The 20,208-nt window shown below is 69.0% G+C and carries 20 protein-coding genes; 13 read left to right on the top strand and 7 right to left on the bottom strand.

Annotated elements, in window-relative coordinates:
- The first annotated feature begins 99 nt into the window (after positions 1 to 99).
- The 4 genes from IE195_RS25545 to IE195_RS25535 all read left to right on the top strand — a co-directional run bounded on the left by IE195_RS25545 (position 100) and on the right by IE195_RS25535 (position 3,328).
- Positions 100 to 1,077 (top strand): SRA domain-containing endonuclease, encoded by a 978-nt coding sequence (locus IE195_RS25545; protein WP_191276243.1) that lies wholly within the window; start codon positions 100 to 102, stop codon positions 1,075 to 1,077.
- A 194-nt stretch (positions 1,078 to 1,271) separates the two neighbouring features.
- Positions 1,272 to 1,694 (top strand): transposase domain-containing protein, encoded by a 423-nt coding sequence (locus IE195_RS26415; protein WP_225942307.1) that lies wholly within the window; start codon positions 1,272 to 1,274, stop codon positions 1,692 to 1,694.
- On the top strand, positions 1,695 to 2,720 hold the full coding sequence (locus tag IE195_RS26410; RefSeq protein ID WP_225942306.1) for an IS4 family transposase: 1,026 nt from the start codon (positions 1,695 to 1,697) through the stop codon (positions 2,718 to 2,720).
- Positions 2,721 to 2,782: 62 nt separating this feature from the next.
- On the top strand, positions 2,783 to 3,328 hold the full coding sequence (locus IE195_RS25535; protein ID WP_191276241.1) for an NUDIX hydrolase: 546 nt from the start codon (positions 2,783 to 2,785) through the stop codon (positions 3,326 to 3,328).
- Here the strand turns inward: IE195_RS25535 and IE195_RS25530 are convergent.
- Positions 3,287 to 4,561 (bottom strand): NsdA family TPR-like regulatory protein, encoded by a 1,275-nt coding sequence (locus IE195_RS25530; protein ID WP_191276239.1) that lies wholly within the window; start codon positions 4,559 to 4,561, stop codon positions 3,287 to 3,289. The two genes, IE195_RS25535 and IE195_RS25530, sit on opposite strands and share 42 nt — an antisense overlap.
- Positions 4,562 to 4,718: 157 nt before the next feature.
- Between IE195_RS25530 and IE195_RS25525 the strand changes: the two genes are divergently transcribed.
- The gene (locus IE195_RS25525) at positions 4,719 to 5,867 is read left to right on the top strand and encodes a radical SAM protein (protein ID WP_191276237.1); all 1,149 of its coding nucleotides are present in this window, start codon (positions 4,719 to 4,721) and stop codon (positions 5,865 to 5,867) included.
- Positions 5,864 to 6,406 carry a class IV adenylate cyclase gene (locus IE195_RS25520; RefSeq protein WP_191276235.1) on the top strand — a complete coding sequence of 181 codons (543 nt, stop codon included), beginning with the start codon at positions 5,864 to 5,866 and terminating at the stop codon, positions 6,404 to 6,406. The genes IE195_RS25525 and IE195_RS25520 overlap by 4 nt, the downstream gene beginning before the upstream one ends.
- Positions 6,407 to 6,585: 179 nt before the next feature.
- On the opposite strand, the gene IE195_RS25515 is transcribed toward IE195_RS25520, so the two are convergent.
- Positions 6,586 to 6,996, bottom strand: coding sequence for a DUF397 domain-containing protein (locus IE195_RS25515; RefSeq protein ID WP_229826463.1), 411 nt, complete (start codon positions 6,994 to 6,996; stop codon positions 6,586 to 6,588).
- Entirely contained in the window at positions 6,986 to 7,852 is an 867-nt protein-coding gene (locus tag IE195_RS25510; RefSeq protein WP_191276224.1) for a helix-turn-helix domain-containing protein, read from the bottom strand. Before IE195_RS25510 ends, IE195_RS25515 begins: the two co-directional genes overlap by 11 nt.
- A 348-nt stretch (positions 7,853 to 8,200) precedes the next feature.
- Between IE195_RS25510 and IE195_RS25505 the strand changes: the two genes are divergently transcribed.
- The 5 genes from IE195_RS25505 (at position 8,201) to IE195_RS25485 (ending at position 14,550) form a co-directional block, all read left to right on the top strand.
- Positions 8,201 to 8,665, top strand: coding sequence for an ATP-binding protein (locus IE195_RS25505; RefSeq protein WP_229826461.1), 465 nt, complete (start codon positions 8,201 to 8,203; stop codon positions 8,663 to 8,665).
- 143 nt (positions 8,666 to 8,808) lie between these two features.
- On the top strand, positions 8,809 to 9,309 hold the full coding sequence (locus tag IE195_RS25500) for a hypothetical protein (RefSeq protein WP_191276221.1): 501 nt from the start codon (positions 8,809 to 8,811) through the stop codon (positions 9,307 to 9,309).
- Positions 9,310 to 9,429: 120 nt separating this feature from the next.
- Positions 9,430 to 10,710 (top strand): MFS transporter, encoded by a 1,281-nt coding sequence (locus IE195_RS25495; protein WP_191276219.1) that lies wholly within the window; start codon positions 9,430 to 9,432, stop codon positions 10,708 to 10,710.
- A gap of 90 nt (positions 10,711 to 10,800) precedes the next feature.
- A complete protein-coding gene (locus IE195_RS25490; protein WP_191276217.1) occupies positions 10,801 to 11,856 on the top strand; it encodes a nitronate monooxygenase in 1,056 nt (351 codons plus the stop codon).
- A 171-nt stretch (positions 11,857 to 12,027) separates the two neighbouring features.
- Positions 12,028 to 14,550 carry a penicillin acylase family protein gene (locus IE195_RS25485; protein WP_191276208.1) on the top strand — a complete coding sequence of 841 codons (2,523 nt, stop codon included), beginning with the start codon at positions 12,028 to 12,030 and terminating at the stop codon, positions 14,548 to 14,550.
- An 82-nt stretch (positions 14,551 to 14,632) separates the two neighbouring features.
- Here the strand turns inward: IE195_RS25485 and IE195_RS25480 are convergent, their stop codons facing one another.
- Positions 14,633 to 15,505: an oxidoreductase gene (locus tag IE195_RS25480; RefSeq protein ID WP_191276206.1), complete on the bottom strand. Its 873-nt coding sequence runs from the start codon at positions 15,503 to 15,505 to the stop codon at positions 14,633 to 14,635.
- A gap of 81 nt (positions 15,506 to 15,586) precedes the next feature.
- Between IE195_RS25480 and IE195_RS25475 the strand changes: the two genes are divergently transcribed.
- Together IE195_RS25475 and IE195_RS25470 are read left to right on the top strand one after the other, a co-directional pair.
- Positions 15,587 to 16,177, top strand: a complete 591-nt coding sequence (locus IE195_RS25475) for a TetR/AcrR family transcriptional regulator (protein WP_191276204.1) — start codon at positions 15,587 to 15,589, stop codon at positions 16,175 to 16,177.
- A 106-nt stretch (positions 16,178 to 16,283) separates the two neighbouring features.
- Positions 16,284 to 17,927: a nucleotidyl transferase AbiEii/AbiGii toxin family protein gene (locus IE195_RS25470; protein ID WP_191276202.1), complete on the top strand. Its 1,644-nt coding sequence runs from the start codon at positions 16,284 to 16,286 to the stop codon at positions 17,925 to 17,927.
- An 82-nt stretch (positions 17,928 to 18,009) separates the two neighbouring features.
- Here the strand turns inward: IE195_RS25470 and leuE are convergent, their stop codons facing one another.
- The 3 genes from leuE to IE195_RS25455 form a co-directional block, all read right to left on the bottom strand.
- Complete coding sequence (gene leuE, locus IE195_RS25465; RefSeq protein ID WP_191276200.1) at positions 18,010 to 18,696, bottom strand: leucine efflux protein LeuE; 687 nt, start codon at positions 18,694 to 18,696, stop codon at positions 18,010 to 18,012.
- Between the two features lie 127 nt (positions 18,697 to 18,823).
- Positions 18,824 to 19,771 carry a M56 family metallopeptidase gene (locus IE195_RS25460; protein WP_191276198.1) on the bottom strand — a complete coding sequence of 316 codons (948 nt, stop codon included), beginning with the start codon at positions 19,769 to 19,771 and terminating at the stop codon, positions 18,824 to 18,826.
- A complete protein-coding gene (locus tag IE195_RS25455; protein ID WP_191276196.1) occupies positions 19,768 to 20,145 on the bottom strand; it encodes a BlaI/MecI/CopY family transcriptional regulator in 378 nt (125 codons plus the stop codon). Before IE195_RS25455 ends, IE195_RS25460 begins: the two co-directional genes overlap by 4 nt.
- Positions 20,146 to 20,208 lie beyond the last annotated feature (63 nt).

Genomic DNA, 20,208 nt, shown 5'->3' with positions numbered 1-20,208 from the left:
CATGTATGCCCCCATGCCCCACGGGCCCCACGGGCCCCACGGGCCCCACAGACCTCTCCAGCAACAGACCAAAACCACACTAACCGGTACATTGGACACATGGGAAAGGAACCAGTCAAACCGGGCGAATTCACCACACGCGAAAAAATGAAAAAAGAATTTGGGGGTGGTCTGTATCAAGGAATTGAACCCTGCGACGACAGTAAAACTGTTCTGATTTATACAGACCACAAATCTGGCAAGAAGCGCGGATACTACGACGGCTGGCTACCCGAAATTGACGACAATGGCCCCATTTTCGAATATACAGGAACCGGAAAAGGGAACCAAACCTTCGACGGAAACCCTGGCTATAGGAACGGAAAAATTAGAGATCACAGCAAAACAGGCTACACGCTCCACGTCTTCAAAGCCGATGGCACAGAGCCAGGAACAAACACCAAGCGCCAGCGCTACATAGGCATGTTCGAGATCGATGAAGAAGAACCTTACGTTGACCGACTAGCACGTAATGAGGACAAGGAAGTAAGACAGGTTATCGTCTTCAGGCTTCGCCCAGTAAGTCAGGTCGAGCCGCTATCGGAAGACACCATCCCTCACCTCCCCAAGCCCGAAGTCATCCCAGTTCCAGCAAGTATAACTAAGAGCTCACTGGCGAAGCCAGAAAAAATCAAGAATAAGACGACTTCAAAATCAGGCACCCCCAGCACAACCATCACTTGGCATGAGTCTTCGCTCTCCGCCAAGTTCGAAGAATTTCTCCTTAGCCACCAGCGCGAGGTCCTTAGGTTTCAGATTAGAACCGCAGGACTCTCATCGAGCCTTTGGACTGACCTATACGATGCCAACGCGCACGTGCTCTACGAAGCCAAGAGTACAAGTTCTCGAGAATCCATCAGAATGGCAATCGGCCAACTCATGGATTACCGAAGAAACGTCGAACCCAAGAACCCCACTCTTGCCGTTCTCCTCCCAAGCAAACCCCATCCAGATCTTCAAGATCTTTTGGATTCCGTAGGCATCAATATTGTTTATCAATACAATGGGGAGTTCGAAGGATGGCCAGTCAATCCATAATCGCGCGAGTACTGCTGCCCGCCCTGACAAGGCGCGATAGCGTCGGAACCACAGGCAATAACAAAGACGACCAACTCATTGAGCTTTGATGGTTCTGTTCGAGGTGGGTAGGACTCAATGCCGCGTAGTTAAGGTGTGTGCTGGTCAGCGCGGTGGGCGTACGTCCGTGCTCGCGGGCCGCTACGGTACGGGCCATGCCCGCGTCCTCTTCTGGCACCCCAGCCCCGCGGCAGAGCCCGATCGGCCTGTTGACCGATCACCTCGAACTGGGTGTCCTCGCCGCCCGCTACCCCCCCCGCGACCTCATCGAGGAATGCCTGATCAGCACCCACAGCTCGGAACAACGCTCCCGGGCGCTGCCCGCGCACGTGATGGTGCGCCACACCATCGCCCAGGCCCTGTACTGTGCTGACTCGGCCAGCGAGGTCATGACCCGCCTGGCCGGGTCGCTGACATACCTGGGCTCCTGGGAGTCGGCGTGGCGGGTACCCACCAGTTCCGCGATCGTTCAAGCCCGTCAACGGCTGGGCCTCGAACCACTCATCGAGCTGTTCGAACGTGCGTGCCCCTGCCCGGGCCTGACACACGCCAGGGCCTGGTGGCGGGTCTGCGCCTGAATGTCCTGGGACGGCACGGAGCTGGACGTGGCCGACACATCCGACAACGCCGCCTTCTTCGGCTACGGAGGCAACGACCGATCCCGGTCGGCGTTTCCCAAGGCCAGGCTGGTCACGTTGAGTGAGTGCGCGAGCCGGGCGGTCGTGGGGGTGGGGGTGGGTGCTCACCATGACGGGGAGCGGGATCTGACCCGGCTCACCCTGGGCGCGTTGGAACCCGACATGCTCCTGCTCGCTGATGCGGGCTTTTACAGTTGGGATCTGCTCGGCGAGGTCACCCAGGTCGGGGCGCACGCGGCGTGGCGGGTGGGGGGCAGCCTGGAACTGCCGGTCATCGCACCGCTGGCGGACGGCTCCTACACGGCGTTGGTGTTCGTTTCCCGAACTGGCCGGGTGTGGCGTGAGCGGTTGATCGCCCAGGCTCGGGCCGGTGAGGGTGTGGACGCGGAGCGGGCCCGGTTGGTGCGGGTGGCGGAGTACACCGTGCCTGACCGTAAGGCTCAGGGCGAGTTGATCTGTGTGCTCACCACGGTGATGGATCCGCTCCTGGTGCCCGCGGTGGAGATCGTGTGGGCGTATAAGCGCAGGTGGGAGCATGAGACGGCGTTCGCGGAGATCAAGACGCATCTGCGGGGCGGGGGTGTGGTGCTGAGGTCGAAGTCCGCGCGGATGACGGTCGCGGAGATCTACGGGTTGTTGCTGGCGCACTACGCGATGCGTGCGTTGATGTGTGCGGCGGCTGATGAGACTGAGGTCGCCGCGGACCGGTTGTCGTTCTTGGGTGCGGTGCGTGTGGTGCGCCGTCACGCCTTGGGCGGAGCGGCTTTTCCCCCTGAGCAGCGGGCGTGGGTGTATGGGGTGGTGTTGGAGCAGGTGGCTCAGAGGTGTCTTCCCGCGCGGCGGCATCGTAGTTGTCCGCGGGTCATCAAGCGGGTCCGGCATAGTTCATTCCCGATCAAGCGGGCCCATCACGTCAGTGTCCTGCACACGGGCCCGCCCACGCCCCTGATCAGCCCAGCCGCTTAACTACGCGGCATTGAGCCAGAGCAGGTCCTCCCACGCACACCTTGGAACGGTAGTTTCGGGGCATGGAGAGCAGCGAGGACGACCAGGGCCGCTGGTTGGTGCACGGTGAGCGCACCCTGTACGACAACCCGTGGGTACGGCTGGGCAAGGCCGACATCACCACGCCTTCGGGGAGCAGGTTCGAGCACCACACGGTAACCCTGCCGTCGGCTGCGGTGATCGCGATCCTGGACCGGGCCGAAGAGCACGTCCTGATGAGCTACCGGCACCGGTTCGTGCCCGACGTGTGGGGATGGGAGCTGCCCGGAGGTCTACTGGATCCCGAGGAGACCCCTGAGCGGACGGCTGCCCGTGAGGCGCTGGAGGAGACCGGGCACCGAGTCGCCTCGGTGGAGCACGTGGCCACGTTCGAGCCGATGATCGGCACGGTCCGCAGCCCTCACCACGTCTTCGTGGGGCGCGGCGCCGAACTGGTGGCGGACCCGACCGAGTTCGACGAGGGCGTCTACGAGTGGGTGCCCCTGACCAAGGCCCGTAGCCTGGTCGCCGAGGGACGGGTGCAGAGCTCAGGAACCCTCGTCGCCCTGCTCCACCTCCTGGCCTCCTGACGGGGACGGAGGTCCCAGGAGCCGGGTCAGGCGGGCACGTTGGCGGACGGAACCGGACCGCTCGGAGAGTTCTGTAGCGCGCCGTGCCTGCCGCTGGGCCTGGGTGACGTCTCCGCTGGCGGAGTAGGCCACGGCGAGGTCGGTGCGCAGCCCGGCCTCGGCACGGCCCAACCCCAATGGGGCGATGTCATCGAGAGCTCGGGTGAGGTCTTCGATCGCCTCGCTGTGCCCAAGACGCGCCAGGCAGTGCCCCCGCCAGCGCATGAGATGGGTGTCGTCCAACATGAGAAACGGTAGCGATGGGTCATCGGGCTGTTGGGGAAGCAGCGAGAAGGCGTGATCCAAGGCTTTCCGGCATTCCGGTTCCTGGCCGAGGGAGGCGCGTACTTCCCCTTCAGCGGCCCACAACCACGAGCGCAACAATGCTGGTAGTGACTTTCCCTCGCCGTCATGCGTCGCCCTGAGAACCGCGAGTGCCTCGCCGTTTCGCCCGCTGTCCAGGAGCACGTAGACCTGTTCGGCGCTCACGTGGGCCAGAACCGTCGAACCCCCGCTCTCCTGAGCAGCGGACTTGGCGATCTCGTAGTAGCCCCAGGACGTCGCCAGCCGACCTGCGTCGAGCGCCTGCCATCCGGTCAGGGACGCCGCCTCGGCCAGGGCACGAGCCAGACCGCGCCGCACGGTGCCGGGGATCGATTGACGCAGCAGTTCGTGCATCTGCTGGACATGGGCCTGGCTCTGTGCGAGGAGGTAGTGGGCACCCAGCTTGCGGTCTATCAGCCGCAGGTTCTGGGTCTGCTCCTCGAGGAGACGGACGAGGGCACTGTCGATGGACGCGATCTCCAGGCGCTCTCGCACCTGTTCATCGACGCCCGAGGTCTTTGGACAAGGGGCAGGGTTGGTGTCTCCAGCGACGGCAGAGCGCTCTGTTGCCAGGGGTGCCTGTCGGGGAGCCAGTCCGAGCAGTGCCCGGGAGGGGTCAGGCATGGCGAGCCCATCGGCGATCCTCTCCATCAACTCCAGTGAGCTGACCATCCTCCTCCGGCTCAGAATCTCGCTCACACGTCCCTGAGCGATGCCGGTCGCCGAGGCGATCCGGGTCTGACTCGCTCCGTGCGCCTGCGCCAGCCGGAACAGGCCGGCGATGTCGCGCTCACGCAGGAGCCGCTGCGTGTCCTGCCGTTCCCATACCCGGACCGGAATTTCGATCCTCCCCCAGGAATGACCAGGCATCGCTTCCTTCCATCCCTTCGGAGACAAACTCGGACACGGCCTCGATTATCCCGAGGGGGATATCCGTTGGGAATGGGAAGGGCGGCACCCGAAACGGGATCGTCGCCTGTGACGCACCCTCCCGCTCCACCGAGAGCGCCGTCACAGGAGCCCGTTCATGGATGATTCCTCAGCTGCCGACTCACTTCCGACGCATATCGACACCGACACCACGTTGCGCGTCAAGATCCTCGACGCCTGTGGGATGACCTGCACCTTCTGCCACAACGAGGGCACACCCGTCGTGGTCGACAACCGTCACCGCGGCCCCGGCCCCTTCCTGATCTCCGGAAGCTCCGGAAGGACGTCGATCTACGCCGCCACCAACGGCACTGGATTCCTGCCCAGCACGATCCCACCCGACGAGGACTTCGCCCACGCCCTGCACCGGTTGCGCGAGAGCATGGGGTTCACCGAACTCCACCTCACCGGCGGCGAGCCCACTCTCCACCCGCGTCTGCCCGACCTGGTCCGCCTCGCCGCTGACCAGGGATACCGGGTGTGCATGACCTCCAACGGCGAGAACGGGGCCCGGCAGATCCCCGCCTGCGCCGACGCCGGGCTCGACCGGGTCAACCTCTCCGTCTTCGGCACGACCCCCGAAGAACTCGCCCAGGTCCAACACACACGTTTCCGTGACCGAGCCAAGGCCGCAGCCAAGATCGAGGCCCTGAACGCCTCCATCCAGGCCTGCGTCGACAGCGGAGTCCGGGCCAGCGCCAACATCGTGATCCTCGACCACACCCACATCGGCCGTGTCCACCGGCTCCTGGACACCTACACGCCGGAACTGTCCGTGCGCCTGCTCAACTCCCTCGACCACGGCCAGCCATCCATCGACGCCATCAACGAGGTCCTGGACCAACGCGGTGCGGTAGCCGAGGCCCATCACCTCACGGCAGGAGCCTCCGGCGCGCGCACCACCTACCGCATCGACGGCGGACGACGTCGTATCCACGTCAAATGGATCCGTCCCGTGCGTCTGCCCACCACGTGCCAGGGGTGCCGGTTCAACAACGACACCGACTGCCAGGAAGGCTTCTACGGACTCCGCCTGTACCGGGACCGCTCAGGCAACCATCTGGTCGGCGTGTGCCTGCAACGCATGGACCTGTGCGAGCCGATCGAGGACTTCCTCGACGGGCCCGTGAGTACCGAGATCCTCCACTTCCGCCAGGCAGACCGTGACAGGCTGGAAGTTGCCCACAACACCCCCATCACCGCTCCGGTGACCGCGCACCGCGAGGAAGGGAACCCGACGACATGAGCGTGATCGAGTACGAGGCCAAGGCTCTGGACATCGAGCCCGAGGAAGTGGCCCGGCTCATCCTGGACAAGGGCGGCTCCGACCTCGGGGAAGTACTCCAACGGCGCTACGTCTACGACATCGAACCCGGGGACGCCTCTCGCTGGGTACGCCTGCGCGACACCGGAAGCCAGGTCACGCTCACGGTCAAGGAGATCAACTCCGACGCCATCGGCGGCACTCGCGAGACCGAGACAGAAGTCGGTGACTTCGAGACCACCAACGCCCTCCTGGGCAAGCTCGGCTACGTCCCCAAGGCCTACCAGGAGAACCGTCGCCGCAGCTTCAGCCTCGACGGTGCACAGTTGGAGATCGACACCTGGCCGCGAATCCCGGCCTATCTGGAGATAGAAGCACACAGCCGCGCCGAAGTGGTACGTGTCGCGGCCCTGCTCGGCTACGACGAGGCGGAGCTGACGGGGGAGAACACCACCAAGGTCTACGCCCGCTACGGCATCGACCTTTCCACCATCACCGACCTGCGCTTCGATATGGAATGAGCGACGCCCGCGGTGCGCCCGCCCCTACGCGGTGGGCGCACCGCGGCCCGCCCTCGTGCTTGTGGACAGGGACTGGAAGAGACCGGGACTGATAACCCTGGCGCCTCTGAACCTCTCGCCCTTGTGCCACTCAAGGCCGCGCATCGAGTTCTCCGCGTGCCTATCGCACCAGTTCGTAGCTATCGCCCGCCGACAAGGGTTCCGTCCGGGGCGCCACTGCGGAGTTCTCCGGCATCGACGCCGAGTTTGAAGGCGTCCCACTCGGCCTTGGTGTAGGCGAGCACGGGCGAGTTCGGAGTGGCGGTGTCGGTGAGGGTGAAACCGCCCTCAGGGAGGAACTCAGCTCTCAGCCTTCCGGAACCAGTGGTGTCGCCTCGGATGACCTGGGTGAGGAAGTGTTCCCAGTCAGCGCCGGAGACAGTGATGGTGGGGCCGTCGGGGTTCTTGGTGTCTCCGACCTCGATCAGGCCCGCACGTGGAACCCGCACCTGGACGCAGCCCTGGGCACTCGTGCTCGCGCTCGCCTTGACCCAGGGTGCGGTGACCGGCTCGGTGTGCTGAATAGTGAGGGCTTCGGGTTCACGGTTCACGGGTGTCCTCCAAAGCGGCCTTGATGAGCTGGACCGACTCCTTCGTGGAGAGGGCATCGGCGAGAAGGTGGTTGTAGAGGAGCTTACAGCGGCGTAGATCGCGGGTTTTCTCCAGTGTCAGGTTGCCTCCGTGACTGTCCACGTAGATCACTTCGGGGGACGACGGTTCGAACTCCAGGATGCTGAAGGAGCCCGCGAGCCCCGCGTGGGCCCCCACGGACGTAGGGATGATCTGGATGGTCACGTGGGGCAGTTCCGTGGCGACGGCGAGCAGGTGGCGCAATTGTTCGGCGAGGACCTGAGCACCTCCGACAGGACAATGCAGCACGATCTCTTCCAGGACGACCCAGAACTGAAGCGGGTCGTGCTCACGGGTGAGAAGCTCCTGCCGACGCAGCCGCAGGTCGGTGAGGAGATCGATGTCGTCGGGGTGTTCGGCCGGGTTGCCCGCTGTGAGAACGGCGTGGGCGTAGTCCTTCGTCTGGAGCAGGCCGTGTACCAGGCTGGGCTCGTACGCCCGCAGGGACGTGGCGTCCGACTCCAAGCCCACATAGGTCTCGAACTTGGGCGGCAGGACGCTCTCATAGGACTCGTACCAGCCCTTGCGCCGCGCCTCCTCCGCGAGTTGGAGGAGAATTTCCCGGTGTTCCTCCGTGGCCTGGTAGAGGTCCATGAGCATGGTCAGCTCGGGGTGAGTGGGAACGACTTTGCCACCCTCGACCCGGTAGATCTTCGGTGAGCGCACGCGAAGCTGCTTCGCGACCTGCTCGCCGGTGAAGTCGTTGCTCTCCCGGAGTTGCCGAAGCAGTATCCCCAGCTTGCGGCGGCTGGCCGCCGGGGCATGGCGTTCGGTCATCAGTGCACCCATCCTGATCGGCTCGGGCTTGGCTCAGATCGTCGCTCATTGTCTCGCATGACCTTTGCATCTTCCTGAAAATATTTTCTAGAGAAGGTTGCAGAGAATATTTTTAAGCTGCATCATGGTTCTGATCGCAAGCGTGTTCTCTTCCACACCCAGGGTTACAGCCCAGGGCGGCTTCAGGTGCGGCTGACCGATCTGGCGCACCGGAGACCTCTCTGCGCGGCGAGGGCCCAACTCGCACGCTTTCGTCTGATGGAGCGAACTCCTACCGCCACTCGGAGGGCATGGATGACCGGATACGAGATCCCACGACCGAGGCGCGGGCCAGACAATAACCAGCTTGTGCCGCGCGGGGGCGCGGCACGAGCCAGGAACCGTTGGCGCGGGGAGGCCACGGGCTACTTCGACGGGAGGCCTGAACAGGTCGCACGCATCCGCGCCTGGTGCCGGAGGGCCACCGGGTTCGACGAGGACCGGGCCGCTCCGGTCGTACTCGTCGCCAGCGAGCTGGTCACCAACGCGGTCAGGCACACGGCCTCCGGAGGTCGATGCGGGCGGGTCAGGATCACCCTGGAGGTCATGCCCGGCGACTTCGTCCTGATGAGGGTGACCGACGACGGGCCCCGCGCTGGCCGACCGTCCACCTACCCCGGCGTGCCCGACTGCTCCGAGGAGCTGAACGCCGAAGGGTACGGCCTGACCCTGGTCACTGCGCTCTCGAAGAAGTGGTGGTGGACCAACCATCCCGACGGCCCGCTGACGGTGTGGGCGTTCATCGATCCCCAGCGCGACCTCGACGAAGCCTGAGCGAGCACAGCACCAACGCGGCGGGAAGCGCAGCCCGAGGGGCCATTGACACCCGCCCTAACAGCACACACGAAGATGCCCCAGCCGGTGTTAGGAGCACCGGGCCGGGGCGCGACAACCACCTGAGAAAGCAGGAGGCCATCATGCATCAGCCTAGCGGGCGACACCGCAGGCCACGTCGAACCCTGGTCGGACAGGCCTGGGCCATCGCCGCCGCACTGCTGTCGGCGGCCCTGACGTTCGTGTTCGTCCCCCAGACACCCAGGTGGGAGCGGACCGCGCTTCCCCCGGCGCCCAACCGCCCCCGGCTGCCCGCCGCGCCTGTCTCACCCGAGCCGACGCCGACACTGACGCGCCTCGCGCGCGAACCCGGCGTCTTCCCCGGCCATCGACTGTCGGAGACATCCGCACGCTGGGCGAACGGCTACCGCGATACCGGACCGGAAGAGGACGCGGGCCCGCTGGCCCGCCCCTACATGCCCCCACCGCCCGAACCACGACCGCTGGTTCCCCTCCCCCGGGTACCCGAAGGCGACCTGCTGGCCAACCCGTCGCAGGATCCGCCACGCCCCGTGTCAGAAGACCCGGACAATCTGAACGACCTCGCTGCGGTGATCCGCACCTACCTCGCCACCGTCGGCTGAACGGAGGAGCGGGAGCCGGGAAGCCACCGGGAAAACACGTGGAGTGACGGGGCCGGGCACTGTTACCGTCGGCAAAATCCCACCGGCCCGCACACGGGTCCACACGGAAGCGGACCGCCCATGGCGACCACTCCCTCCCCAGGAGAACCCCCGCGAACGCCGAGCGGAGAGGGCGGCAGGTTCCCGCTCCTCGCCCGGCTCAGCCTCTACACGACGGTCCACACCCTGGCCGACTTCGCGTTCGGCGCCGTCTTCGTCACGGTGATCATCGCGCGCGGCGCCGAGCCGTGGGCCGTGGGCGCGACACTCGCCGCGGGCCACCTCCTCGGCCTGCTCATGGAGGCGCCCAGCGGAGCCATGGGCGACCGGTACGGGCACCGCCGCCTGCTGACGGCCGGTCTGGCGGTGTGGGGGACGGGTCTGGTGGTCCTCGGTACCGCCGAAGGGCTCGCGCTGACCGTGGTGGGCGTGTGCCTGGGCAACGTCGGGGCGTCCCTGAAGTCCGGGACCCTCATCGCGATCCTGGTCAACCGGGTCGGCGACCGCGACCGGAGCCGGCGGATCGCGCGGATCGTGCGGGTCGGCGCGGTGTCCGCCAGGACGGGCTCGGTGCTGGGCGCGGCCTCGGTGATGGTGGCGGGGACGTGGCTGCCGGCCGAGACGATGATCGCCCTGGGAGGTGTGCTGGTACTGCTGCTGGCGGTACTGGCCCCCTGGTGCTTCCCCGCCACCCCCGGCCAGCCGGACCGGCGGATCAGCGCGATCGTCCTCGAGTCGGTGCTCCTGGTGGCGTCCCGGCGCTTCGTCCCCCAGGTGGTCCTGGCGCTCTCCCTGATGGTGGCCACGATGCTGCTCGTGGTGGCCTGGCAGCCGATGCTGCTGGCCGAGTACGGCGGCGAGGACGTACGCCTGAACGGCCTGGTGCTCCTGCTGATGAGCCTGTCCCTGACCGCGGGGGCGGCCTGTGCGCGCTGGGTGGACCGGGACCGCCCGCACCTGTGGGGGCCGCTGGTCTCGACGGGGATCGGGCTGCCCCTGGTCCTGGCCGCGTACGGGGTGGTCCCGCTGGTCGCCGGTCTGGTGGTCGCGGAGTTCCTGATCGGTCTGGGCGGTGTGCTGTCCGGGGTGTGGAGCCAGCTGATGTTCACCGACGCCAACCGGAACACCATGTTCTCGGCGATGACGGTGGCGACACTGGTCGGGAGCGTCGCCACGACCGGTTCCTTCGGCTGGCTGTGGGAGCTGTGGGGGATCCCGTTCGCCGTGTCCGCGCTGGCCGTCGCGGCCCTCGTGCTGGCGGTGGCCGCCATGGTCCTCACCCGGCTCTTCCCGGAGTCCGCGGACTTCACCTGGGCCGTACGGCAGAACGACGTGCGGGAGGACGCCGGGGAGGGCCCCTGAACCGGCCCGGCCCGAGGGCGGCCCGGCCCCGGCTGTTAGCCTGCGGCCCAAGTGAGGCGGGAACCGCTGACGTGGGGGAAGCGAGAGACCATGAACCTGCCCGAACTCCTGAGGGCGCGTCCGATCCTCCAGGCCCCGATGGCCGGGGGTGCTTCCACGCCCGCTCTGGTGCACGCGGTGAGCGGGGCGGGCGGCCTGGGGGCGCTCGCCGCCGGGTACCTGTCCGCCGAAGCGCTGGGCGAGCAGATCGACGGGGTCCGGGGCCTGGGGACGGACGTGTTCGGCGTGAACGTGTTCGTTCCCTCCGGTGCCCCCGCACCCGAACCGGCGCTCGCCGACTACCGGTCCGAGCTGGCCGGGGACGCCCGCCGCCACGGGACGGAGGTCGGCCCGGCCAGGCATGACGACGACTCCTGGGACGCCAAGGTCGACCTGTTGGCCTCCGCGGCCGTTCCGCTCGTGAGCTTCACCTTCGGCTGCCCCTCTGCGGGTGTCCTGGAACGCCTGCGGGAGGCGGGGTCGGCCACGGTCGTCACCGCCACCACCGTCGACGAGGCCCGCACCGCCGTGTCCCGGGGCGCCGACGGGGTGTGCGTCCAGGGTGTGGAGGCCGGAGGGCACCGCGCCACCTTCGACCCCGCCCGGGGTGAGGACCGCCCCCTCCTGGAACTGCTGCCCGAGGTCGTGCGCGCCGTCGAGGTGCCGGTGATCGCGGCCGGCGGCATCATGACCGGCGCGGACGCGGCCGCCGCCCTGGCTGCCGGGGCCGTCGCCGTCCAGCTCGGCACGGCCTTCCTGCGCTGTCCGGAGAGCGGTGCGCATCCCCCGCACAAGGCCGCGCTGGCCGACCCGGCCTTCACCGGGACCGCTCTGACCCGGGCGTTCACCGGGCGTCCGGCGCGCGGTCTGACCAACCGCTTCATGCGTGAACACCCCGGGGCCCCAGCTGCCTACCCCGAGGTGCACCACATGACCAGGCCGCTGCGGGCCGCCGCGGCCCGGCGCTCCGACCCCGAGGGCATGGCCCTGTGGGCGGGCACCGGCTTCCGGCAGGCCCGGGAGCTGCCCGCCGCCGAGCTGGTCGCCCGGCTGTACGCCGAGGCCGCCGAGGCGGGCGCCCGGTTCCGGGAGTCTCTGCGCACCTGACGGCCCGCCTCGCGGAGGGCCCCGGCGGGGCCCGGGCCCTCGTCCCCGGACCCCGCCGAGCCCCCGACCAGGCCCGTCGGCCCACGAAGAAGGACCTACCAGTTGGTAACAATTCGGAACGCCCGGCCTGAGACCTAGAGCACGTGAGGCAGGACACCTTATGGTTCCGCCATGGGTGTATTGCGGAAGCGTGTCCTTTTTCGTGTCCTTTTGGGGTTTGTCGCCACTATTGCGTCTCTTGCTCTGATTGCGTCTTTGCTTGGCGTCTGGGCGGTTCGACAGTCGTTCCCGACGACCTCCGGAGAGCTGTCCCTGCCCGAGCTCGGCGCACCGGTGACCGTGCTCCGGGACGAGTGGGGCGTGGCGCACGTGTACTCGGACAACGCCGAGGACCTCTTCGTGGCGCAGGGGTTCACCCACGCGCAGGACCGCTTCTGGGAGATGGACTTCCGCCGCCACGTCACGGCGGGCCGCACGGCCGAGCTCTTCGGGCCGGACCAGGTGGAGACCGACGTCTACCTGCGCACCATGGGCTGGCGCCGGGTCGCCGAGCAGGAGTACGACCTCCTGGAGGAGGACACCCGGCGCTACCTGGACGCCTACGCGGCCGGGGTGAACGCCTGGATCGACGACAACGAGGGCCTGGAGGCCGGCCTGGAGTACGGGCTCCTCGGTGTCACCGCGGACGACTACACCGTCGAGCCCTGGACGCCCACCGACAGTCTCGCCTGGCTCAAGGCCATGGCCTGGGACCTGGGCGGCAACCTCCAGGCGGAGACCGAACGCGCCCAGCTGCTCGCCGCGGGCCTCGACGAGGACATGGTCGAGGACCTCTACCCGGTCTATCCGACCGGGCGGCACGCCCCCATCACCGACACCGACGAGCACCGGGGATCCGCCCCCGAGGCCGACCTGGGCCGCGCCCCCGAGCTGCCCGAGGAGGCCCTCGCGGCGGTCGAGGGGCTCTCCGGGATCCACGCGGCCGTCCCCGACCTCCTCGGCCCGTCCACCAGCCCCGACCTGGGCTCCAACTCCTGGGTCGTCTCCGGTGAGCACACCGGAACCGGCGCCCCCCTGCTGACCAACGACCCCCACCTGGGCGCGTCGATGCCCTCCACCTGGTACCAGATGGGGCTGCACTGCACGGAGCTCACCGAGGAGTGCCCGTTCGACGTGAGCGGGTTCAGCTTCTCCGGCCTGCCCGGCGTGGTCATCGGCCAGAACGAGTCCATCGCCTGGGGCTTCACCAACCTCAACCCCGACGTGATGGACCTCTACCTGGAACAGGTCGAGGGCGACCACTACGTGGTGGACGGCGAGGAGCGCCCGTTGGAGATCGTCGAGGAGACCATCGCGGTCTCCGGCGGCGAGGACGTCGAGCTGACCGTCCGCTCCACACACCGCGGCCCGATCCTGTCGACCGCCGAAGCCGGCGCCGACCTGCGCGAGATCGGCGAGAACCCGGACGGGGGCGACGACGCCCCCTACGAGGTGTCCCTGCGGTGGACCGCGCTCCAGCCGGGCACCGTGGCCGACGGCCTCTTCGCCATGAACCGGTCCCGGGACTGGGACGGCTTCCGCGAGGCGGCGAGCAAGTTCGACGTCCCGGCGCAGAACCTCGTCTACGCGGACAACGAGGGCAACATCGGCTACCAGGCACCCGGTCTGGTCCCGGTCCGCGGCGAGGGCGACGGCCGCTGGCCCGCCCCCGGATGGGTCTCGGACTACGACTGGGAGGAGGAGTACATCCCCTTCGACGAGCTCCCCAGCGTGCTCAACCCCGAGTCCGGGGTGATCGTCACCGCCAACCAGTCGGCCGTGGACGAGGACTACGAGCACTTCCTGACCGCGGACTGGGACTACGGGTACCGGAGCCAGCGCATCAACGACCTGCTCGACGAGGCGATCGCGGACGGACCGGTGGACGTGGAGGACATGGAACGCGTCCTCATGGACTCCCACCACGGTGCGGCTGAGGAGATCACCCCCCACCTGCTGGACGTGGAGGTCGACGGCACCGCCGCCGAGGCCCAGGCCCTGCTGGCGGACTGGGACCGCTTCAACGAACCCGACTCCGCCGGGGCCGCCTTCTACAACGCCACCTGGCGCCACCTGCTGCCGCTGCTCTTCGACGAGCTCGGCGAAATCGACATGAGCAGCAGTTCGCGCGGCATGTACGTGGTGACCCGGCTGTTGGAGGACCCCGACTCCGCCTGGTGGGAGGGGAGCGGGGCCGACGGCCGGGACGAGGTACTCGCCGCGGCCATGGAGGCGGCGACGGCCGAGCTCACGGAACTGCTCGGCGACGACCCGGCCGGCTGGCGATGGGGCGACCTGCACACCCTCACCGCGACCCACGAATCGTTCGGGACCTCGGGGATCGGCCCGGTGGAGTGGCTGTTCAACCGCGGCCCGGTCGAGAGCTCCGGTGGTTCGAGCATCGTGAACGCCACGGGTTGGAACGCGGCCGAGGGGTACGGGATCACCGCGGTGCCGTCCATGCGCATGATCGTGGACCTGGCCGACCGGGACTCCTCCAGGTGGATCCACCTGACCGGCAACTCCGGCCACGCCTTCCACCCCAACTACGACGACCAGTTGGAGCTGTGGGCGCGGGGCGAGACCCTGCCCTGGGCGGTGACCGAGGAGGCGGTCCGGAAGGCCGGCACGGACGAGCTCACCCTCGTCCCCTGACCACCACCCCGGCCCGACGAACGGCCCCGGAGGCGGCCCCGCCGCCCCCGGGGCCGTTCCTCCGTTTCCGGGCCCGTGCCGCTCACAGCGGGAACGAGGTGCCCGTCATCTCCTCGGACAGGTCCCACAGCCGTCGGGCCGCCGCGGGGTCCTGTGCGGCGGCGCTCCTGCTGGACGGGCCGGGGGCGCCGTTCACGAACAGCCCGGTGGGACCGGCGAAGGCGGCCCCGGGGACGTCCTGGGTGGCGGCGTAGACCGTGGGCAGGGCCCCGGCGGCAGCGCTCTGCGCGAGGACCCGGTTGCTGATCCGCATCAGCCGGTCCAGGAACGGCTTGCCGCTGCGGCTCTGCAGGTTGGTGGCGGCGTAGCCGGGGTGCGCGGCGGTGGCCAGCACCTGCGAGCCGACCTCGTCCAGCCTGCGCTGGAGCTCCAGGGTGAACAGCAGGTTGGCCAGTTTGGACTGCCCGTAGGCCCGGTAGGGGGTGTAACGGCCCTCCAGGTTGACGTCCGCGAAGTGAATGCCGCGGACCGCCCTGTGCAGCCCGGAGGAGAGGGTGACGACCCGCCCGGTGACGTGTTCGAGGAGGAGGTTGGTGAGGGCGAAGTGGCCCAGGTGGTTGACGCCGAACTGGGTCTCGAAGCCGTCCCTGGTCCGGGACTCCGGGATCGCCATGAGACCGGCGTTGTTGATCAGCAGGTGGAGGTCGCCCTTCCACCCGTCGGCGAACTCACGGACGGAGGCCAGGTCGGCCAGGTCCAGGCGGCGGACCTCGGTCTCCCCCCGGATCTGCCGGGCCGCCTCCTCGCCCTTGCCGGTGTCACGGACGGCCAGGACCACGCGGGCGCCGCGTCCGGCCAGGACCTTGGCGGTCTCCAGTCCCAGACCGCTGTTGGCTCCGGTGACGACGGCGGTTCTGCCGGTCAGGTCGGGCAGGCTGACGTTGTTTTCACTCATGGGGCCAAAGTAGGGGCATCCGCCCAAAGTTGTCAATGACAACAATGATGTCGACGTAAACATCGGTCTATGCTGGCCGGTATGGCTGACCGTCGCTACCACCACGGAGACCTCCGCGCCGCCCTGCTGGACAGCGCCGAGCGCACTCTCTCCGAACGCGGCCCCTCCGCGCTGTCCCTCCGCGAGCTCGCCCGTGAGGCGGGCGTCAGCCACGCGGCCCCGGGCCGCCACTTCAAGGACAAGCAGGCCCTGCTCGACGCCCTGGCACTGAGCGGTTTCCAGCGTTTGCGGGCAGTGCTGGACGCGGCCGGTCAGGGCGCGCCGGACACCGCGGCTTACCTGTTGGCCCTGGCCCGCGCCTACACGGACTTCGCACTGTCCAACGCCGCCCTGCTGGACCTGATGTACGCGCGCAAGCACGACAGCGACATCTCCGACCAGCTCGCCGAGGCCGTCGGCGACATGCTCGACGTCGTCCTGTCCGCCATCGCCGAGGGCCAGCGCACCGGGGAGATCACCGCGGGCGACCCCGGCGCCATCGCCTTCACCGTGGCGTCGACCCTGCACGGCTTCGCCTCGTTCAGCGCCAACAACACCGTCGAGCACGTCGACGAGAGCCTGCGGGAGGTCGTCCGCCTCCTGATGACCGGCCTCAGCCCGCGCGCCGCCTGAAGCCCCCTCCCCGCACCCCTGCGATCCCGGCACGCCCCGAAACCGGGGTGCGCCGTCCACACCGGAGGCCGTAAACTCCCAGATCCCTCCAAGAGAAGAAGAATCCATGGAATTCGCCGGTGACTTCGAGACCCACCTGACCCTGCGCGCACGGAGTGAGGCCGAGATCGCGTCCGCCGCCGACTGGGCGGCCGGGCAGGGGCTGAAGTTCACGCACATCGAACTCGACCGGGGGGACAGCCCCTCGCAGCCGATGGTCACCTACCACGGCCACGGCACCCTCGGCGGACAGCACGCGCTCGCCAGGAGCTGGGGCGAGCGGCTGGCCGAGGGCGGGTTCGAGGTCACGAGGGTCAAGTTCGAGGTCTCCCCGCACAACGCGGACGTACCGAACGACCGCCGGGAGGCGCTCGCCCTCGGACCGGGCCGTTACTTCGAGACCCACCTCAAACTCCTGCTGCCCGCCGACGCCGACCTCGGCGAACTCTCCCGGCTGGTCGCGCCGCACCGGGCCCGGCTGTCCCGCAACGCCCGCCGCACCCGCCAGGACGGGCGCCAGGAGCGGTTCGTCACCCAGCGCTGTTCCGGCGTGGACAAACACACCGCCTACGAGCGCTACTCCGCCCTGATGAAGGAGCTCCGGGCGCACGGCCTGGGGAACAGCTTCGGCGGGGAGAACGGGGTGATCGACACCGAACTGGAGTTCGTCGTGTACGACAGCGCCCTCGAACTGGACGCGGGGTGGCTGGACGAGGCCCCGGTGGAGTTCCCGCCCCGCCCCCGCCACCCCTGGTACGAGCCGGGTTACCCGTCCACCTACCTGCCGGTCACCACCGGACCGCACGCCACCCAGGAGCAGGTGTTCGACCCGGCCCTGAAACACTTCAGCCACGCCTTCCGGCCCAGCGAACCGACCTTCGCCGACGCGGCGCTCGCCGAACGCTGGTGGGAGGCCAACCGGCTGGCCATGGAGCACGTCCTGCGCGCGGTCTCCGGCACCGAATGGGCGGACGGCCTGGTGCTGCGCGGCAGCGCGGCCATGCCACTGTGGGTCGGGGACCGGGCCCGCCGGGCCCGCGACCTGGACTTCGTCACCCTGCCGGAGACGAGGTCGGCCGAACACCACGACTCGGTACGGATGCTCGACGACCTGGTGACGGCGGTCGGGGAGGCCGAACCCCCCTCGGGGCTGGTGTTCGACGTGGCGCACACCCGCCGGGAGAGCATCTGGACCTACGAGCGCGCCTCGGGACGACGGCTCGTCATCCCCTGGGTGCACGGGATCCCCTGGGTGCACGGGACCGGCCCGCAGTCGGCCCTGCCGCCGGGCGCGGTCCAGATCGACGTGGTCTTCCAGGAGCCCCTGCCCGAACCCCCTCGGACCACCGTGCTCGGGGACGTCCCCGTGCTGACCGCGGGCCCCGAACTGTCGTTGGCGTGGAAGGTGCTGTGGCTGTGCACCGACATGTACCCCCAGGGCAAGGACCTCTACGACGCCGTCCTGCTCGCCGAGGCCCACCCGCTCCCGCACGAGCTGCTCGTGCGGGTGCTCCGCCCGGAGATGGGCGCGGAGGCCGACCTGGTGGACGAGGGCTACCTGCGTCGGCAGGGGTGCTGCGACCCGCAGGAGTGGGCGCACTTCGTCCGTGACTGCCCGTGGGTGGAGGGCGGCCTCGACGACTGGCTGGACCGTTTCGAGGCCGCCCTCGCCCCCGTCTTCCCCCGGGCGCTCCGGGCACCGGAGGATTAGGGCGCGGCCCGCCGGGCCGCAGGTCCGGTACCGGCGGGCGGACGGCTCGGACGCCGCCGACGACCGCCGAGCGGGGGCGCGGTCAGGCGCTGCTGACGGACAGCTTCACCGCGAACCCCAGGAACAGGGCCCCGACCGCGGAGGTGGCGCCCGCAGAGAGCCGCCTGCGCCGCCCGAAGGCCGCTGCCAGCCGGGTCCCGCTGAAGATCAGCACCGACAGGTAGAGCAGGCTGACGAACTGCAGCAGGAGCCCCAGCACCAGGAAGGACAGTGCCGGGTAGGCGTAGGCGGGGTCGACGAACTGCACGAAGAAGGAGATCAGGAAGAGGATCACCTTCGGGTTGAACAGGGAGACCACGAGCGCCCGGCGGAAGGGGCGCTCCGCTCCGCCGATGCCCGGGCCGGCGGCTCCCGCGGAGACGACGGCGGCGTCGGCGGCCCGCTGCTCCTCGGCCCACCGGTGCCGGGAGGTCCACAGGGCATGGGCGGAGCGCAGCATCCCGATCGCCATCCAGGCCAGGTAGGCGGCCCCGGCGTACTTCACCACGGTGAAGAGCAGCGGGGTGGTTTGGAGGAGCGAGGCCGCGCCGACCGCGGCGAGCAGCATCAGCACGGCGTCGCCGGTGAACACACCCGCGGCAGCCCTGTACCCGGTGCGGGTTCCGCCGCGTGCCGCGACGGACAGCACGTACAGCGAGTTGGGCCCCGGCAGGAGCACGATCAGGACGAGTCCTGCCAGGTAGGTGGGCAGGTCAGTGATACCGAGCATGGGTGGAGTTTTTCATCCGGACACCGGTCGCCGGCACCCCCGACCCCCACTTTGTGACCAGGCGGACGCCGCGGCCGGGCGATGCGCCGAGGGCGCCTTCCGGGGCACCGGACCCCGGACCGCGTCCTCAGCCCGCGCATTCACAGGGCGGCACGGCGACGTTGAGCACCGTGGCCAGCACCGCCAGGGCGAGCGGCAGCAGCACGAACAGCGTCGCGCCGACGTGGGCGGCCCAGCCGGCGGCGGGTTCCGCCGGCCGGACCTGGCGGCGCACCCGCCGCACCGGGCAGGCGCCCGATGCCGACAGGGCGGGTTCGGGTCCGTCCGCGCCCGAGGCCGCCATGATCCCCAGGGCATGGGCCAGTGCGTGCGGTCCGACCTCCTCAGCCGCCCGGTCGTCGGCCGCCCACTCCACGAGCTCGGGGACCTCCCCCGCAGCCGCGCGGAGCAGCGGCACCCCGGGGAAGGCCGAGTCGAGCAGCCGCGTCCAGGTGACCAGGAGGTGGTGGCGGCCGTTCAGGTGGGCCCGCTCGTGCGCGAGGACCGCGCGCAGCTCGGGCCCGGTCAACCGGTCGACGGCTCCCCTGGTCACCACGATGCCGAACCCGCGGCCGGGTACGCAGTAGGCGGCGGGTTCGGGGCTCTCCAGCAGCCAGACCCGGTCCAGGTACAGGGCGCGGCGCCGTCCTCCGGCGGCCAGGGCCCGGGCGTACTCCCCGCGTCGTGCGGCCCGGTCCCTGCGGCGTCCGACGGCCGTCCACGTGAGCCGGGCCAGCCCCGCGGCGCCGAGGAGTCCCGCGACCGCGAGCCCGTGCTGCGCACCGTTCTGCTGCACCGCCTGGAACAGGTCGGCGCAGGCGGCGACCAGCGCCTTCACCCCGGGACCCATCACCCCGGTGGCCAGGGTGGCGAGCAGGGCGGCGCAGGCCAGCAGCCACGTGGCGGTGGCGAGCGTCCACAGGGTGAGCATCGTCCGGGCGGTGGCGCCCAGGCCCCGGTGGAGGGCGCGCAGCGCCCGGGGTCCCGTGACGCTCCACAGCACCAGGGCGGCGAGCGCCGCCACCGACCAGGTCACGGGTCCTCGGACCGGGGGATGTCGGCGAGCAGCCCGCGGAGGACGTCGAGGTCGTCCGGGTCCATCCGGTCGACGAAGCGCAGCAGGGCCACCCGGGGGTCCCCGCTGTCGTCCAGGGCGCCGTGCATGCGGTCGGCGGCGTGCGAGGCCCGGTCCCGCAGGGCGCGGTAGAACCACAGCCGACCGGTGCGCTCCCGGTCGACCCAGCCCTTGCGGCGCAGGTTCTCCAGAACCGTGGAGATGGTGGTGTAGGCCGGTTCGCGGTCGGCCAGCCCCTCGACCACCTCGCGCACGCTCACCGGGCGCCCGGCGGCCCACAGGACCGCCATGACCGCGGACTCCAGTGATCCGAGCCCGGAAGCCGTGTTACTCATGGCCCACCGTTCGTCGTGCGCTTGTCCGTCCAAGAATAGGCACTCCCGCCCGGCGCACAGCCT

The organism is Nocardiopsis terrae (assembly GCF_014651695.1).
In the GTDB taxonomy this organism is placed as follows: Bacteria; Actinomycetota; Actinomycetes; order Streptosporangiales; family Streptosporangiaceae; genus Nocardiopsis; species Nocardiopsis terrae.
Note: the sequence above shows the minus strand (reverse complement) of the source record. Positions and strands in the feature narration are given on the sequence as shown.